At 70.6% G+C, this 15,822-nt stretch carries 17 protein-coding genes; 3 read left to right on the top strand and 14 right to left on the bottom strand.

The window, feature by feature from the left end; genetic code table 11:
- Together ACFU7D_RS23095 and ACFU7D_RS23090 are read left to right on the top strand one after the other, a co-directional pair.
- On the top strand, window positions 1–1,103 hold a 1,103-nt coding region (locus ACFU7D_RS23095), incomplete at its 5' end, for an amidohydrolase family protein (protein WP_378871655.1).
- Window positions 1,100–2,290, top strand: coding sequence for an amidohydrolase (locus tag ACFU7D_RS23090; protein WP_378871652.1), 1,191 nt, complete (start codon window positions 1,100–1,102; stop codon window positions 2,288–2,290). The genes ACFU7D_RS23095 and ACFU7D_RS23090, both read left to right, overlap by 4 nt.
- A gap of 12 nt (window positions 2,291–2,302) precedes the next feature.
- Here ACFU7D_RS23090 and ACFU7D_RS23085 read toward each other — a convergent pair whose 3' ends face one another.
- The 13 genes from ACFU7D_RS23085 to ACFU7D_RS23025 form a co-directional block, all read right to left on the bottom strand.
- The gene (locus ACFU7D_RS23085; RefSeq protein WP_378727595.1) at window positions 2,303–3,328 is read right to left on the bottom strand and encodes an LLM class flavin-dependent oxidoreductase; all 1,026 of its coding nucleotides are present in this window, start codon (window positions 3,326–3,328) and stop codon (window positions 2,303–2,305) included.
- Between the two features lie 13 nt (window positions 3,329–3,341).
- Window positions 3,342–4,094 carry an urease accessory protein UreD gene (locus ACFU7D_RS23080; protein WP_378871649.1) on the bottom strand — a complete coding sequence of 251 codons (753 nt, stop codon included), beginning with the start codon at window positions 4,092–4,094 and terminating at the stop codon, window positions 3,342–3,344.
- The gene (gene ureG / locus ACFU7D_RS23075; protein WP_378871646.1) at window positions 4,069–4,812 is read right to left on the bottom strand and encodes an urease accessory protein UreG; all 744 of its coding nucleotides are present in this window, start codon (window positions 4,810–4,812) and stop codon (window positions 4,069–4,071) included. Before ureG ends, ACFU7D_RS23080 begins: the two co-directional genes overlap by 26 nt.
- Window positions 4,805–5,467, bottom strand: coding sequence for an urease accessory protein UreF (locus tag ACFU7D_RS23070; RefSeq protein WP_378871643.1), 663 nt, complete (start codon window positions 5,465–5,467; stop codon window positions 4,805–4,807). Before ACFU7D_RS23070 ends, ureG begins: the two co-directional genes overlap by 8 nt.
- 5 nt (window positions 5,468–5,472) lie before the next feature.
- Window positions 5,473–7,167: an urease subunit alpha gene (locus tag ACFU7D_RS23065; protein ID WP_378871640.1), complete on the bottom strand. Its 1,695-nt coding sequence runs from the start codon at window positions 7,165–7,167 to the stop codon at window positions 5,473–5,475.
- On the bottom strand, window positions 7,167–7,511 hold the full coding sequence (gene ureB, locus ACFU7D_RS23060; protein ID WP_378871658.1) for an urease subunit beta: 345 nt from the start codon (window positions 7,509–7,511) through the stop codon (window positions 7,167–7,169). Before ureB ends, ACFU7D_RS23065 begins: the two co-directional genes overlap by 1 nt.
- Window positions 7,512–7,541: 30 nt before the next feature.
- Window positions 7,542–7,844 (bottom strand): urease subunit gamma, encoded by a 303-nt coding sequence (locus ACFU7D_RS23055; protein WP_378871637.1) that lies wholly within the window; start codon window positions 7,842–7,844, stop codon window positions 7,542–7,544.
- Between the two features lie 12 nt (window positions 7,845–7,856).
- A complete protein-coding gene (locus ACFU7D_RS23050) occupies window positions 7,857–8,534 on the bottom strand; it encodes an ATP-binding cassette domain-containing protein (protein WP_378871634.1) in 678 nt (225 codons plus the stop codon).
- Entirely contained in the window at window positions 8,534–9,268 is a 735-nt protein-coding gene (gene urtD, locus ACFU7D_RS23045; protein WP_378871631.1) for an urea ABC transporter ATP-binding protein UrtD, read from the bottom strand. Before urtD ends, ACFU7D_RS23050 begins: the two co-directional genes overlap by 1 nt.
- The gene (gene urtC, locus ACFU7D_RS23040; protein ID WP_378871628.1) at window positions 9,265–10,359 is read right to left on the bottom strand and encodes an urea ABC transporter permease subunit UrtC; all 1,095 of its coding nucleotides are present in this window, start codon (window positions 10,357–10,359) and stop codon (window positions 9,265–9,267) included. Before urtC ends, urtD begins: the two co-directional genes overlap by 4 nt.
- Window positions 10,356–11,240: an urea ABC transporter permease subunit UrtB gene (gene urtB / locus ACFU7D_RS23035; RefSeq protein ID WP_378871626.1), complete on the bottom strand. Its 885-nt coding sequence runs from the start codon at window positions 11,238–11,240 to the stop codon at window positions 10,356–10,358. The genes urtC and urtB overlap by 4 nt, the downstream gene beginning before the upstream one ends.
- 4 nt (window positions 11,241–11,244) lie before the next feature.
- Window positions 11,245–12,486, bottom strand: coding sequence for an urea ABC transporter substrate-binding protein (gene urtA, locus ACFU7D_RS23030; RefSeq protein ID WP_378871624.1), 1,242 nt, complete (start codon window positions 12,484–12,486; stop codon window positions 11,245–11,247).
- Window positions 12,487–12,612: 126 nt separating this feature from the next.
- On the bottom strand, window positions 12,613–13,026 hold the full coding sequence (locus ACFU7D_RS23025) for a MarR family winged helix-turn-helix transcriptional regulator (RefSeq protein ID WP_378871621.1): 414 nt from the start codon (window positions 13,024–13,026) through the stop codon (window positions 12,613–12,615).
- A gap of 82 nt (window positions 13,027–13,108) precedes the next feature.
- On the opposite strand from ACFU7D_RS23025, the gene ACFU7D_RS23020 reads away from it, so the two are divergent.
- On the top strand, window positions 13,109–14,266 hold the full coding sequence (locus ACFU7D_RS23020; protein WP_378871619.1) for a substrate-binding domain-containing protein: 1,158 nt from the start codon (window positions 13,109–13,111) through the stop codon (window positions 14,264–14,266).
- Between the two features lie 42 nt (window positions 14,267–14,308).
- Here the strand turns inward: ACFU7D_RS23020 and ACFU7D_RS23015 are convergent, their stop codons facing one another.
- Window positions 14,309–15,604 (bottom strand): DUF222 domain-containing protein, encoded by a 1,296-nt coding sequence (locus tag ACFU7D_RS23015; protein ID WP_378871617.1) that lies wholly within the window; start codon window positions 15,602–15,604, stop codon window positions 14,309–14,311.
- Window positions 15,605–15,822: the final 218 nt, after the last annotated feature.

Here is a 15,822-nt window from a genome sequence, read left to right as displayed (position 1 = left end):
CCGCCGGAGCGGTCGTGATGCCCGCCTTCGTCGACGCCCACGTCCACCTCGACAAGGCCCATCTGCTCGGCGCCGGTGGGCTCGAGCCCACCGGCCCGGGCGTCGGCCCGGCGATCGCGCTGATGCAGGAGGTGCGGCGTACGCAGCCCGCGGGGATCGTCGAGGTCGGTGCCCGGAAGGGCGTGGAGTCGATGGTGCGCCACGGGGTCGTGGCCGCACGGGCGCACGTCGAGGTCGACGCCGGCATCCGGCTCGACATGCTCGACCTGCACATCGCCCTGCGCGAGGAGAACGCCGGGCGGATCGACCTGCAGCTCTCGGTCTTCCCGCAGAACGGGATCACCCGCCAGGTGACCGCCCTGATGAGCGCCGCGCTGAGGCACGGCGGTGGCGTCGTCGGCGGATGTCCGTACGTCGACGACGACCAGGAGGCCCACCTCGACGTCGTCTTCGGCCTGGCCGACCGGTTCGGGCTCCCGGTGGACCTGCACCTCGACTTCGACGACGACCCCTCGGGATCGATGGTCGCGGCCGTCGCCGAGCGCACCCGCGCACTCGGTATGCAGGGCCAGGTCACCATCGGGCACGTCACCAAGCTGGCGGCGATGCCCGTGGACGAGCAGGAGGTGGCGTACGCCCTGCTGGCCGAGGCCGGGATCTCGCTGGTCGTGATGCCGGCGACCGACCTCTACCTGGGTGGATCCGGCGAGCCCGGCAGCCGCAGCCTGGCTCCGCTGGAGCGCGCCCATGCCGCCGGCGTGCGGGTCGCGGTCTCGAACAACAACCTGCACAACGCCTTCTCCCCCTACGGCAACGGCAACCTGCTCCAGGCCGCCTGGACCGCGGGTCTCACCCGGCAGCTGGTCGGTACTGAGATGCTGGACCTGCTCGTCGCCTCGATCACCGACCACCCGGCCGCGATCCTCGGGCGGGCCCCGCACGGCACCACGGCGGGCGATGTGGCCGACCTGGTGGTCCTGGACACCGACGACCCCCGGCTCGTCGCGCTCCAGGTGCCCTCGGTCCTGGCCTCGCTCCGGTCGGGCACGCTCGTGCATCAGCAACGCAGCATCCGTACGCAGACCATGGAGGTCACCTCATGACCGGCAGCAGAACCCTTCGCAACGGCACGCTGGCCGACGGCTCCCGAGTCGACGTCTCGGTGAGGGACGCTCGGATCTCGGCGGTCTCACCCGCCTCCTCCGCGGTGGCTGAGGGAGACCTGGACCTGGGAGGGGCCCTGCTCCTGCCCGCGCTCGTCAACGGCCACGCCCACCTGGACAAGACGCTGATCGGCTCCGGCTGGCACCCGCACCGTCCCGGCACGACCGTCCGCGAGCGGGTGGCGGCCGAGCACACCCTGCGCGGCGAGGTCGGCGTGCCCGTGGTGGAGCGCGCTCGTGCGCTCGCGGAGCAGATGATCTCGTTCGGCACCGGGACGGTGCGTACGCATGTCGACATCGACCCCGAGGTCGGCCTGGCCGGCCTGGAGGCCGTGCTCGAGGTGCGCGATGCGCTCCGCGACCGGCTGCGCGTCGAGATCGTCGCCTTCCCGCAGAGCGGGATCACCACCTCGCCCGGCACCGAGAAGCTCCTCGACGAGGCGCTGGCCGCAGGCGCGGACCTCGTCGGCGGGCTCGACCCGGACGGCTTCGACGGCGACGCCGAGGCCCACCTCGACGTCGTCTTCGGCCTCGCCGCCCGGCACGGCGCCGGCATCGACATCCACCTGCACGACCTGGGCGCTCCCGCGGTCCGTCAGTACTCGCTGATCGCGGAGCGGACCCGGGCCGAGGGGCTGGGCGGGAAGGTGAACGTGAGCCACGCGTACGGCCTCGGCTCGATCCCCCTCGACGAGGCCCGCCGGGTCGGTGGGCTCTTCGCCGAGGCGGGGGTCTCGGTGCTGACCAACGGACCGGCCGGACCGATGCCGCCGGTGCTGGCGCTGCGTGACGAAGGCGCCACGGTCTGGTCCGGCTCGGACAACATCCGGGACGCCTGGTGGCCCTACGGTGACGGCGACATGCTCGCGATCGCGCGGCAGGTCGCCTACCAGTCCGGGTTCCGCACCGACGAGACCCTCGCCGTCGCCCTCGACCTCGTCACCGACTCGGCCGCGCAGGCGATGGGCCTCGACGCCTACGGCATCGTCGTCGGCGCGCCGGCGGACCTGCTGGTCCTCGACGTGCCGACTCCCGCCGCAGCCGTCGCGGCCGCCCCCACCTCGCGGACCGTCCTGCATGCCGGCGAGGTGGTGGCGACGCGCGTCGAGACGGTCGAGCTGGGCTGACTCTGGGCTGAGTCAGCCCAGCATGTCCTTGACGAGCGGCACGACCTGCGTGCCGTAGAGCTCGATCGAGCCCATCAGGTCCTCGTGCCGCACCTGGCCCTGGTCGTACTTCAGATCGAAGCGGTCGACGCCGAGGACCTTGATGGTGCCGGCCAGCTTCCGGGCGACCGTCTCGGGCGAGCCGACGTAGAGGGAGCCGCCCTCGATCTCACGCTCGAAGTCGCCGGGGCTGGGCGGCGGCCAGCCGCGCTCGCGGCCGATCTGGGTCCGCATCGCCAGCCAGCCCTCGTAGACGGTCTCCCGGGCCTGCTCGTCCGTCGCCGCGACGAAGCCGGGCGAGTGGACGGCGACGCGCTGCCGAGGCGTCCCGAACTCGTCCTGGGCACGCTCGAAGAGGTCGATGTAGGGCGCGAACCGGTCGGCCGGGCCGCCGATGATCGCCAGGAAGAGCCCGAAGCCGTGGCGGGCGGTGCGGACGACCGACTCCGGGCTGCCGCCGACGCCGACCCAGGCGGTCAGGCCGTTCTCGGTGCGCGGGAAGACCTCCTGGTCGGTGAGCGCCGCGCGGGTGCGGCCCTCCCAGGTGACCTTCTCCTCCTTCAGCAGGGCGGAGAGCAGCTCGAGCCGCTCCTCGAAGAGCTCCTCGTAGTCGGCGAGGTCGAAGCCGAACAGCGGGAAGGACTCGGTGAACGACCCACGCCCAGCGACGATCTCGGCGCGGCCGTTCGAGACCGCGTCCAGGGTGGCGAAGCGCTCGAAGACCCGCACCGGGTCGTCAGAGCTGAGCACGGTCACCGCGGAGCCGAGCCGCAGGCGCTCGGTGCGGGAGGCGACCGCGGCCAGCACCATCTCCGGGCTGGAGACGGCGAAGTCGCGGCGGTGGTGCTCGCCCACCCCGAAGAAGTCGAGCCCGACCCGGTCGGCGAGCACGCCCTCCTCGACGATGTTCCGGATCACCTGCGCGTGGTGCTGCGGCTTGCCCTCGGCGTCGCGGGTGACACCGCCGAAGGTGTCCAGGCCGAACTCGATGTCAGTCATGCCCGTTGAAACATCAACCAGTCTTGGCGCATTCCCAGGGGGCTGCCGGGATCTGGTGAGCCTCGCTCGCCAGGTGGCGCCACAGGGTGCCGCCGTGCTGCAGGTCGAGACGGCCCTCGGGACAGACGTCGGCGGGGAGGTCGAGACCCAGGGCGGTGACCGAGCCCAGGACCCGGTTCGGGCCCAAGAGTCCGGGGGCCAGCGAGTTCTCGTCCAGGTCGAGGGACTCGACCAGGAGCGGGCGGCCGTCGTGGTCATGGGCCGACCACGTGGTGCGCACCCGGCCGGGGCGCTCGCCGTGGCGGCCGAGGACGAGGGTCTCGCGCAGGGCGAGCCGGGCGCCTCGTCCGAGCGTGACCCGGGTGTCGCGGGTGACGTCGGCGCCGGCCGAGACGACGAAGGGCTCACCGGCCCAGATCAGGGTGGCGCCTGCTTCGAGGGTGATCGTGACCAACCAGGACGCGTGGCCGCCGACCATGTCGTAGGCGACCGTCCCGGCAGGCTCGACCAGGGTCAGGCACGCGCCCTCCCCCACCTCGACCTCGACCTCGACCTGGTCGCCGACCAGGAGCATCGCGCCGTCGGGGACCAGCGAGATCCGCGCCGAGCGGGCGTCGCTGGCGAGCAGCATCGGCCGCAGCGCCGGAGCCATCGCCGGCCCCGTCACGTCGGTCTCCACTCGCACCCGGCCGCGGTCGACCGCCCCGACCCGCACCCGGGTCAGGGCGCCGTCGGCCAGCTCAGGCGTGCTGATGGTCGTGGTCATGCTCGGCGTCGTGCTCGTGAGTGTGGCCGCTGCCGTCCGCATGGAAGTGGGGAGCCATCGGGCCGGGGTCGGCCGGGACCAGGACGCCGCCGCGGTGCCGGGTCAGCTCGGACCGTACCCACCCCACCAGCGCCTCGACGGAGGCCGGGTCGGTGCGGGAGAGAGCGATGACCGGACGCCCCTCGCGGACCGACCCCGCGTCGGAGACCATCGCTGTCGGGTCGACACCGACGTACGGGGCCAGGTCGGTCTTGTTGACGATGAGCAGGTCGGCGCGCTCGATGCCGGGACCGCCCTTGCGGGCGACGTCGCCGCCTCCGGCGACGTCGATCAGGAAGATCTGGGTGTCGACCAGCGCCGGGGAGAACGTCGCGGTGAGGTTGTCGCCGCCGGACTCGACCAAGACCACGTCCAGCGGCGCGAACTTCTCCTCGAGCTCCTCGACGGCGATCAGGTTGGCGGTGACGTCGTCACGGATCGCGGTGTGGGGGCAGGCGCCGGTCTCGACGGCCCGGATGCGGGCCGGGTCGAGCACGCCCGCGGAGCGGAGGAAGCGGGCGTCCTCGTCGGTGTAGATGTCGTTGGTGACCACACCGATCTCCAGATCGGCGGAGAGCTCACGGCAGAGCAGCGCGATGAGCGAGCTCTTTCCGGTCCCGACCGGCCCGCACACTCCGATGCGCAGCCCCCTGTCGTCCTTCGTCGCGTTTTCAGGCACTGAACAACCTCCTGGTCGTGTGAGCGTGGGTCTGGGCCCACAGGTCTAGCTGAGGCGCGCTGGGCGCCGGGATCTGATCGGGGTCGGTGAGCGAGGCGACCTCGGTGGCGAGCCGCTCGGCCTCCGGGAGCAGGTCGTACACCCACGAGGTGGTCTCGAGCGGGTCGAGAGGCAGCAGCTTGAGGGCTGCCGACGCGACCGTCTGCAGGTCGTCGTACGCCACCAGCCGGCCGAGCGAGGCCGGCGCGATGCCACCGGTGGCGGCCGCCGCGGCCAGGACGAGCGGGCGGCAGGGCCGCTCGAGGCCGGCCACCTCCGCGACGTGTGACGATTCCGGGAACAGGCGCCTGACCAGCCTCAACAGTGCGCGACCGAGGGTGCGCGAGGTGTCCCGCATCGAGGCCGCGGGCGTGCGCGCCGCCCAGGCGTCCAGGACCGGCTCCAGCGGCAGACCGGCGCGCAGCCGGTGCAGCGCCACCACCGCAGCGCCCGCCTCGACCCGGACCACGCTGGCCAGTCGCGACCGCATGAAGACCGGCACCTGGTCGGCGGTGAGCCCGGAGCGTACGGCCGCCTCGAGCTGGCCGGACTGGGTGTGGCCGGCGACCGGGAGGCGGGCGTCGGCCAGCAGCATCATGAGCAGGTCGTCCGACATCGCGCTCAGAACATCGAGTAGAGCTGCGTCAGCGGCAGCTCGGTCGCGGGGGCGGGCTCGATCAGCTCGCCGTCGACGTGGATGCGGAACGTCTCGGGCTCGACCCGGATGTCCGGGGTCGCGGAGTTGTTGACCATGTCGGCCTTCCCGACATCCCGGGTCGGGGCGATCCCGACCAGGCGCCGGCGCAGGCCGAGGCGCTCGGCGAGGCCGGCGTCCAGCGCGGACGGCGCGACGAACGAGACTGCGTGGTCCGCCCCCGGTCCCACCAGCGTGGGTCGCATGAGCACCGGCTGCGGGGTCGGGATGGAGGCGTTCGGGTCGCCGAGGGCGCCCCAGATCAGCGCGCCGGCCTTCATCACGACCTCGGGCCGGATACCGAAGAACCGCGGGTCCCACAGGACCAGGTCGGCCATCTTGCCGGGCTCCACGGAGCCGACCTCGGCGGCGATGCCATGGGCGATGGCGGGGTTGATCGTGTATTTCGCGACGTACCTCTTGGCGCGGATGTTGTCCGCCTTCCCACCCAGCGAGCCGAGGCGCGCCTTCATCGCGTGGGCGACCTGCCAGGTGCGGCAGATGACCTCGCCGATGCGGCCCATCGCCTGGGCGTCGGAGGAGGTGATCGAGAGCGCGCCGAGGTCGTGCAGTACGTCCTCGGCAGCGATCGTGGTCGCCCGGATCCGGGACTCGGCGAAGGCCAGGTCCTCGGGCACCCGCGGGTTGAGGTGGTGGCAGACCATCAGCATGTCGAGGTGCTCGGCGACGGTGTTGACGGTGTGCGGGAGGGTCGGGTTGGTGGAGCCGGGGATGACGTAGGGCAGCGAGGCCACCGAGAGGATGTCGGGCGCGTGCCCTCCCCCGGCGCCCTCGGCGTGGAAGGCGTGGATGGAGCGGCCGGCGATCGCTGCGACCGTCGACTCCAGGTAGCCCGCCTCGTTGAGCGAGTCCGAGTGCAGCGTGACCTGCAGGCCGTGCTCGTCGGCCGCCCGCAGCGAGGCATCGATGGCGGCAGGGGTCGAGCCCCAGTCCTCGTGGACCTTGTAGGCGGCGGCTCCGGCCAGCGCCTGCTCGGCCAGCCCGGCAGCGGAGACGGTGTTGCCCTTGCCCATCAGCAGCAGGTTGACCGGCATGTCGTCGAGCGCGCGGTGGACGGTCTCCAGATGCCACGGCCCGCCCGTGACGGTGGTGGCCTTGGACCCCTCCGACGGTCCCGTGCCACCACCCCCGATGGTGGTGGTCCCGGTCGAGATCGCCTCGACGATCTGCGAGCGGGACAGCAGATGTACGTGGACGTCGATCGCTCCGGCGGTCAGGATCTTGCCCTCACCGCTGACCACGTCGGTGCCCGGGCCGATGATCAGGTCGGGGTGGACGCCGTCGGCGATGTCGGGGTTGCCGGAGCGCCCCAGGGCGACGATCCTCCCGGCGCGGATACCGACGTCGGCGCGGACGATGCCCCAGTGGTCGAGCACGAGCGCGTTGGTGATCACCGTGTCGAGCGCACCCTCGGACGACGGCACCGTGGACTGGTTCATCGACTCGCGGATCGACTTGCCGCCGCCGAAGACCGACTCCTCGCCGCCGGCGGTCAGGTCGTCCTCGACCTCGATCCAGAGGTCGGTGTCGCCCAGGCGCACCTGGTCACCGGTCGTGGGGCCGTAGAGGGCGGCGTACTCGGTCCTGCTGATCTCCACCATCACGCCTCCTTGATCTGGCTGTGCTTGATCTGGCTGTGCTTGATCTGTAGGCCGGGCACGACCCGGGCGCCCTTGAACGCCACGATCGCGACCTCACGGGACGCACCCGGCTCGAAGCGGCGCGACGTGCCTGCGGGGATGTCGAGACGGAATCCCTCGGCCGCCTCGCGGTCGAAGGAGAGGGCCGCGTTGACCTCGGCGAGGTGGATGTGGGAGCCGATCTGGACCGGTCGGTCGCCGGTGTTGAGGACGACCAACGTACGCCGCTCCGCCTCGCTCCGGTCGGTGTTGAGCCGGATGGTGCCCTCGGCGACGCGTACGGCTCCGGGCCCGCTGGACTGCATGGACATGCTGGCCTCCTCAGGCGCTGTGCTTCATGCGATGGGCTGGTGGATGGTGACGAGCTTGCGGCCGTCGGGGAAGGTGGCCTCGACCTGTACCTCGACGAGCATGTCGACGACGTCGGGCATCACCTGCTCGCGGCTCAGCACCGTGCGCCCCCGGGTCATCAGGTCGGAGACCGACGCCCCCTCACGCGCACGCTCGATCACCCAGGTGGACAGCAGCGCGACCGACTCGGGGTAGTTGAGGAGCACCCCACGGGCGAGCCGGTCACGAGCGACCATCCCGGCCACGGACAGCAGCAGCTTCTCGGTGTCGGACGGGGTCAGATGCATGTCGCCAACTCTCTAGACGGCCAGCTGGGATCGGACGTGATCGTGCGCCTCGGAGCCGCCGTCGCCGCGCGCGGTGACCCGGCCGGACTCGAGGATGTAGTAGGCAGAAGCCGTACGCAGCGCGAACCCGACGTGCTGCTCGACCAGCAGCACGGAGAGGTCGCCGCGACCGGTGAGCTCGGAGATCACCCGCTCGATCTCGGCGACGACGTTGGGCTGGATGCCCTCGGTCGGCTCGTCGAGGATGAGCAGGCGCGGCCTGGTCAGCAGCGTACGCGCGATCGAGAGCTGCTGGCGCTGACCACCGGAGAGTAGCCCGGCGCGTCGGCCGAGCAGGTCCTTCAACGCCGGGAACAGGTCGAGCATCTCGCTGATCCCGGCCCGGTCGCCGACCAGCTGGAGGTTCTCCAGCGCGGTCATGTCGCCGAAGCTCTGCTGGCCCTGGGGGACGTAGCCCAGACCTCGCTTGACGCGTGCGCTCGGGCGCAGCGCGGTGACGTCCTCGCCGTCGAGCAGCACCCGGCCGGTCTTGGCCCGGACGAGCCCGACCGCCGCCTTGAGCAGGGTCGTCTTGCCGGCGCCGTTGTGTCCCATCAGCGCCACCGCGGCGCCGGTCGGGACCTCAAGGCTGACCTCGTGGAGCACGGTGGTTCGGCCGTAGCCGCCGGTGACCGACTCGATCCTCAGCATCAGGCGTCCTCTCCCAGATAGACCCGCTGCACCTCGGCGTCCTCCCTGATCTCGGCGGCAGTGCCCTCCGCGATCACCTTGCCCGCGTGCAGCACGGTCACGATGTCGGCGAAGCGTCGTACGAAGTCCATGTCGTGCTCGATGACCACGACGGTCCGCTCCGGGCTGATCCGGCGCAGCAGCTCTCCGGTCTCCTCCCGCTCCTCTGCCGACATCCCGGCGACGGGCTCGTCGAGCAGCATCACCTCGGAGTCCTGGACGAGCAGCATGCCGATCTCCAGCCACTGCTTCTGCCCGTGCGAGAGCACGCCCGCGGGCCGGTCCGCCAGCTCCGTGAGCCCGACGGTCTCCAGCACCGCGGCGACCTGCTCGGGTGTCCCCCGCCGCGGCAGCATCAGCCGCCACCGCGCCCGGTGCACGCCGGCGGCGATGTCGAGGTTCTGCAGCACGCTCAGCTCCTCGAAGACCGTGGCGGTCTGGAACGTACGCCCCACCCCGAGGCGGGTGATCCGGTGCGATGCCAGCGCGAGCAGATCGCGTGTGCGATAACGCGCCTCACCACTCCCCCTGGCCAGACCCGTCAGGGTGTCCACGAGCGTCGTCTTCCCGGCACCGTTGGGCCCGATCAGGAAATGCAGCCGGCCGGGCTCCAGGGTCAGGGACACCCCGTCGATCGCCACGAAACCGTCGAACTCGACCCGCAGGTCGCTGACCTCCAGCGTCTCCGTGCTCATGCCGGGACCTCCTCCGCCACTCGTGTCTCCGGTTCCGCGGAGGTCCGGGACCCCGCACGTCGCGAGACCAGACCTCTCACCAGCCCCAGCAGCTGCGCCAGCCCACCCGGCAACAGCAGGATGACCAGCACGAACAGGGCACCTTGGAAGTAGGACCACGACCCCGGGAACGCCTCGGAGAGCGACGTCTCGGCGTAGCCGATCAGCAGCGCGCCGACGGCCGGACCGAGGAGCGAGGCGCGTCCGCCGAGCGCGACCCCGGCGAGCAGACTGATGGAGGCGACCACGCCGACGTCGTCGGGCGAGACGATCCCGGCGATCGGCACGAAGAGCGCACCACCGATCGAGGCCAGGACGGCCGCGATGACGTACGCCGCCAGCTTGACGTTGGCCGGGTCGGTGCCGAGGAAGCGCACCCGTTCCTCGCCGTCGCGGACGGCCACCAGCAGCTCGCCGAAGCGGGTGCGGTAGAGCCAGGCCATCGCCAGGATCGAGATCAGCAGGATCCCGGCGGCGATGAAGTAGAGCATCCGCTTGTTGGCCGGGTCGAAGAGGGCGTACCCGAAGAAGCCCTGGAAGTTGTTGAGACCGTTGGCGCCGCCGGTGGTCTTCACCTGGCCGACGAGCAGGATCGCGAAGGCGGCCGCGAGCGCTTGGCTCAGGATGGCGAAGTACGCCCCCTTGATCCGCCGCTTGAACACCGCGAGCCCCAGCAGGCCCGCCACGAGTGCCGGCAGGACGAGGATGACGACGAGCGCGAGCCCGCCGCTGCGTAGCGGCTCCCACCATCCCGGCACCGTCGCGTCGCCGTAGAGCGCCATGAAGTCCGGCACCCCGCCGGGGCCGGCATCGGCGAGCTTGAGGTGCATCGCCATGGCATAGGCGCCGATGCCGAAGTAGAGCCCTTGGCCGAGCACCAGCATCCCGCCGCGGCCCCAGGCCAGGCCGATGCCGACCGCGGCGATGGCGTAGCAGCAGTACTTGGCGAGCAGGCCGAGGCGGAAGTCGGACAGGACCGCCGGGGCGAGGACGAGCAGGGCGACCGCGAGCAGCAGCCAGCCGACGTACGGAGAGAGCTTCTTCATGCTCATGCCAGGCTCCTGGTCCGGACCGAGAGGATGCCCTGCGGGCGCAGCTGCAGGAACGCGACGATCGCCAGGAAGACGATCACCTGGGCGACCGAGCCGGTCAGGGCGTGGGCGAGGAAGGCCTGCAGCAGGCCGATGCCGAGAGCCGCGACGATCGTGCCCTTGAGGTGTCCGATGCCGCCGACGACGACCACCAGGAACGCCTGCACGATGTAGGACGTACCGAGGTTGGGGCCGGTCGACCCGAGCAGCGTGAGCGCCACCCCGGCCACACCGGCCAGGCCGGACCCGATGAAGAAGGTGGCCCGGTCGGTGCGGCGGGTCGAGATGCCGATGGTCTCGGCGAGGTCGCGGTTGCCGACGGTCGCCCGGATCTGGCGCCCGAGGGCGGTGAACCGGAGCACCGCCAGCAGCACCGCCACGCACAGCCCTGCCAGGACGATGATGAAGAGCCTGGTCAGCGGGAAGTCGTAGCCCAGGATCGGGATCGACCCGTCCAGCCAGCCCGGCGCCGACACCTCCTTGGCCGGAGCCCCGAAGATGTCGCGCGCGACCTGCTGCAGGACGAGTCCGACGCCGTAGGTGACCAGCAGCGTGTCCAGCGGACGGGCGTACATCCACCGCAGCACGCTCGCCTCGAGCGCCAGCCCGAGCAGGCCGCCGACCACGAACCCCGCGGGGAGCGCGATCAGCAGACTCAGCTCGGTGCTGGCGACGATGGTCGAGACGACATAGGCGGTGTACGCGCCGGCCATGATGAACTCGCCGTGGGCCATGTTGATCACGCCCATCTGACCGAAGGTCAGGGTGAGCCCGAGGGCGATGAGGAGCAGGACCGCACCGGCGGAGATGCCGGTGAAGACCTGGGCGAGGAGCGCGTCCAAGAGGCTAGTTCTTCCACCAGTCGTAGGACTTCAGGTAGGGGTCCGGCTCGATCGGCTTGTCGCTGGACCAGACCGTGTCGATCAGGCCCTCGGAGTTCACCTGGCCGATGAGCGCGGTCTTGGCGATGTGGTGGTTCTCGCCGTCGACCTCGACGGTCCCCTCGGGGGCGTCGTAGGTGACGCCGTCAGAGGCGTCGATGACGTCCTCGACCGCGAACGAGTCGGCCTTCTCGACCATGCCCTTCCACAGGTGCAGCGAGGTGTAGGCCGCCTCCATCGGGTCGGACGTGACCGCCTTGGCGCCGTTGGCCGCCTTGAAGTCGGTCACGAACTTCTGGTTCGCCGGGCTGTCGATGGTCTGGTAGTAGTTCCAGGCGGTGTACTGGCCCTCGAGGTTGCCCACGCCGACGCCCGGGACCTCCTCCTCGGCGATCGAGACCGAGAGCACCGGCATCGCCGAGGCGGTCAGGCCCTTGCCCTTGTACTCCTTGAAGAAGGCCACGTTGGAGTCACCGTTGAGGGTGTTGAAGACGGCGTCCGCGCCGGCGGCCTTGACCTTGTCGACGACCGTGCCGAAGTCGGTCGAACCCAGGGGCTGGTACTCCTCGCCGAGCACCTTGATGCCGTTGGCGGCTGCGTACTGCTTGATGATCTTGTTGGCCGTGCGCGGGAAGACGTAGTCGGAGCCGACCAGGAAGATCGACTCGATCTTCTTCTCTTCCTTGAGGAAGTCGAGGGCGGGGATGATCTGCTGGTTCGTGGTCGCGCCGGTGTAGAAGATGTTGTGGGAGGACTCCAGGCCCTCGTACTGCACCGGGTAGAAGAGCAGCGCGTCGTTGCCCTCGAAGACCGGCAGCATCGCCTTGCGCGAGCTGGAGGTCCAGCCGCCGAAGACGGCCGCGACGCAGTCGTCCTGGATCAGCTTGGTCGCCTTCTCGGCGAAGACGGTCGGCTCGGACTGGCCGTCCTCGCTGACGATCTCGAGCTTCTTGCCGAGCACGCCGCCGTCGGCGTTGATCTCCTCGGCAGCCATGGACAGGGACTTGAAGACGGTCGTCTCGCTGATCGCCATCGTCCCCGACAGGGAGTTCAGGAAACCGATCTTGATGGTGTCGCCGCTGGTGTCGACGCAGCTCTCGCTGGTCGCGGTGTCACCGGTCTTGGCGCCGCCGCAGGCGGTCGCGGTCAGGCCCAGGGCGAGCACCGAGCTGGCCGCGAGGACGCGGCTCGAGAATTTCGTACGCACGGGGGGAGGTCCTTCCATCGGACAATTGCTCTCGAATGGAAGGAATCTAGGGACGGGTTGTTTCACCGATGTGTCGTGCTCTGGGAGGATTTGTTTCCAGGCGGAAACGTCTTCTCGCGACCGGGTTCAGGGCAGCGTGTCGAGGGCGGTCCGCAGGTCGCGCGCGACCCTGACGACGGCTTCGGTCTGCTGCCGGGCTCGGATCTCCCGGGCCACCGAGGCGCCCACCGGCGAGAGCGCGACCACAGCCCGGCGCTTGTCCTGGGCGTGGACCTTGCGCAGCACCAGACCGCGCTCGGCCAGCCTGTCGACGTGCCTGGTCAAGGTGGCTGCGGGGACCGCGGCGCCGTCGGCGAGACGTGTCATCGTCTGGCCCGGCTCGTCGAGCAGCACGCTGAGGACGCGCCACTGCTCCGCGGTGAGGTCGAAGTCGGCGTACGCCTCGGCAAGGACGCGTGCTATCCGGCGCTGCGCCCGGGCGAGCAGCACGGCCAGGTCCGAGCTGCGCAGATCCGTGCCGGCGGTCTCGGCCACCTCCATGGCGTCCTCCCATGACTGTCTGTTGGATGCCCGCTGCGCCGAGGGCCCGACTCCCGTACCCTAACCATCCATCGGCTCAATGGTGAGTCATCCCGTCCGGTTCGTCTGGGAGCAGGTGCCGATGTCCCCGCCGTCGTTCACCCCGGCGTCGCATGCCCTGCTCGGCCTCGCACCCCGCCCGCCGGAAGCGGTCTCGATCGCGTTCGTGGTGCCGATGCAGGGCCCGACCGGCATCTACGGCCCCGGGTGCCTGGCCTGCGGCGAGCTGGCCGCGGAGGACCTCAACGCCGGTGGCGGGATCGCCGGACGACCGGTCGAGCTGGTCGCGGTCGACGCCGGTCGCGCACCCGACGAGGTCGCCGCCGAGGTGGCCCGGCTCGTCGAGCTCGGCAGGGTCGACGCGATCGCCGGCTGGCACATCTCCGCCGTACGCCAGGCGATCACCGCCCGCGTGGGCGGCCGGGCTCTCTACGCCTTCGCCGCCATGCACGAGGGCGGTGACGACACCCCCGGCGTCTTCATGCTCGGCGAGCGGCCGGTCAACCAGCTGCTCCCCGCCGCCGCCTGGATGCGGGCCAACCACGGCGTCGCCCGCTGGGCGGTGGTCGGCAACGACTACGTCTTCCCGCGCGTCACCGGGTCGACGGCCCGGGCCGCGCTGCGCGGGTCGCCCTCGGAGGTAGTCAGCGAGACGTACGTCCCGTTGGGCACACGCGACTTTGCCGGCGTGCTGCGTGGCCTGGAGGGCGGCGAGCAGGACGGAGTGATCATGCTGCTGATGGGCCAGGACGCCGTGCACTTCAACCGCCAGTTCGCCGCTGCCGGGCTGAGCTCGTCGCTGACCCGGCTGAGCCCCGCGGTCGAGGAGAACACCCTGCTCGCCGGTGGCGCCGGCGCCAACGCCAACGTCTTCGCGGCCGCCGCCTACTTCGACGGCCTCGCCACCCCCGAGTCGGCCGGCCTGGCCGAGCGCTACTACCGCCGCTTCGGCGAGTACGCGCCCTCCCTCAACGCCGTGGGCGAGTCCTGCTACGAGTCGCTGATGTTCCTGCGTCAGATCGGCGACGCCTGCGGTTCCCTCGAGGTCGAGCCCGCGCTCGGCCTCACCGCCCACCACAGCTACTCCAGTCCCCGAGGCCTGATGCGGATGCACGGCAACCTCGTGGACCAGGACGTCTACATCGCCGCCGCCGACGGCCTCCGCTTCGAGATCCAGGAGCAGATCGCGTACGCCTCCTAACATCCGTCGACAGTCCTCCCCCTCGCGTGACCGCGACATGGGTCACGCGGCGAGGGTGTGGTCGAGGAACACCTCGCGGAGCCGGAACTCTGCCGGCGACAGGGATGATGGATTTGGTGACCAGGTGTCTGGTGGCGGGCTGGCGTAGATGTGCCCGGTGGGTGTGGTGGTGATGATGCTGCCGTCGGGTCCTGGTCTGGCTTGCCAGCCGAGGGCTTCTTTGGCTTGGTTGCATCGTTCGCAGAGGCCTTGGAGGTTTGCGGCGCTGGTGGCGCCGCCGTCTGCGTGGCGCTGGATGTGGTCGATGTTGCGGATCGGGGCGTCACAGCCGTTGGTGCGGCAGGTCCCGCCGTCGCGGGTGGTGATGAACTCCGCGAGCCCGTCGGGTGCCTTCCGTGAGCGGGACTCCATCGCGACCAGGCGGCCGGCCGGGTCGGTGAACAGTCTGCGGACGAACACCTCGGCATCGTTGAGTGCTTCGCGGGCCCAGGCGGCGGGGACGGGTCCGTAGCCCTCGACCATGGCTGGCTGGTCCGCGTCGTTGGTGAGGGAGTCGGCGGTCATCACGATCTTGACCTCGATCCGGGGTTTGGCACCGGTCGCGCTGCGGCCGGTGATCCGGTCGATGAGGGTGTCGGCCATGACCTGACCACGAGTGCGTTGGTCACCGGCTGCCGCAGCCGCCTTGGCTGCCTGGTCGAGCGCCGCGAAGACGGCGACACCGTCCTTGACCGGCAACAGCGCACCGAGCCAGGTCATCGTGTCCGGCGCTGGCCGGACACTGACCCGACGGTCCTTCTCGGCGCTTGCGGCCCGGGCAACGACGGATTCCTGGTCCAGGGTGATGGCGAGCTTCTTGGCGGCGTTCTCGAGCTGCCGCAGCCCCATCACCACTGCCTTGGCGGGCTGACCGTCGGGTCCGGGGGCGCAGAGCCGGTGGTCGATGACGCGGCGGTCCTCCACCGAGAGGCACGCCGTTTCGCGGGCCAGGATGGTGGCCTGCCATTGCGAGAACAACCCGGCTTTCATGAGCGCGAAGGTGTGCGGCATCTCGGCGATCAGGGTCTTCGCCAACCCGAGTAGCTTGGCGCCCTTCTCGGGTGAGACCCGCCGCGCCAACGCAACCTGGGAGGCGACACCTTCACCAAGCTTGCGGGCAGGAACACCAGCCGCTGATTGACGCTCGCGGACGGCTTCCTCCAGACGTACCGCCGCCTCTGCCTGCACAGCCTCGGCAGTGCACTTCACTGCCTCGAGGCGAGCGATCCAGTCGACCAGCTCACCCTCGGACGCACCCGGTGGTGGCCCGTCAAGGAGGCGGTCGATGGTCTCGTACATACCGGTTATTATATGCGACCAAGCACCACAGCGCGACCTATTTATGCTGGTCAGATGACAGTTATGCAGTCAGCGAACAAGCAACGTGAACTCCGCGCCACTCTCTCGCCGCCGCCCCGATACAGGCGAAATCTTTTCTCGATCGGGTGCCGAGTCAAGGACCGCGAAGCGGCCGGCGAAGCCGGCGCCCGAAGGGCGTCCTTGACGCGGCACGTGAT

The organism is Nocardioides sp. NPDC057577, from assembly GCF_042801335.1.
GTDB lineage: Bacteria > Actinomycetota > Actinomycetes > Propionibacteriales > Nocardioidaceae > Nocardioides.
This window is presented reverse-complemented; position numbering and strand designations above follow the sequence as displayed.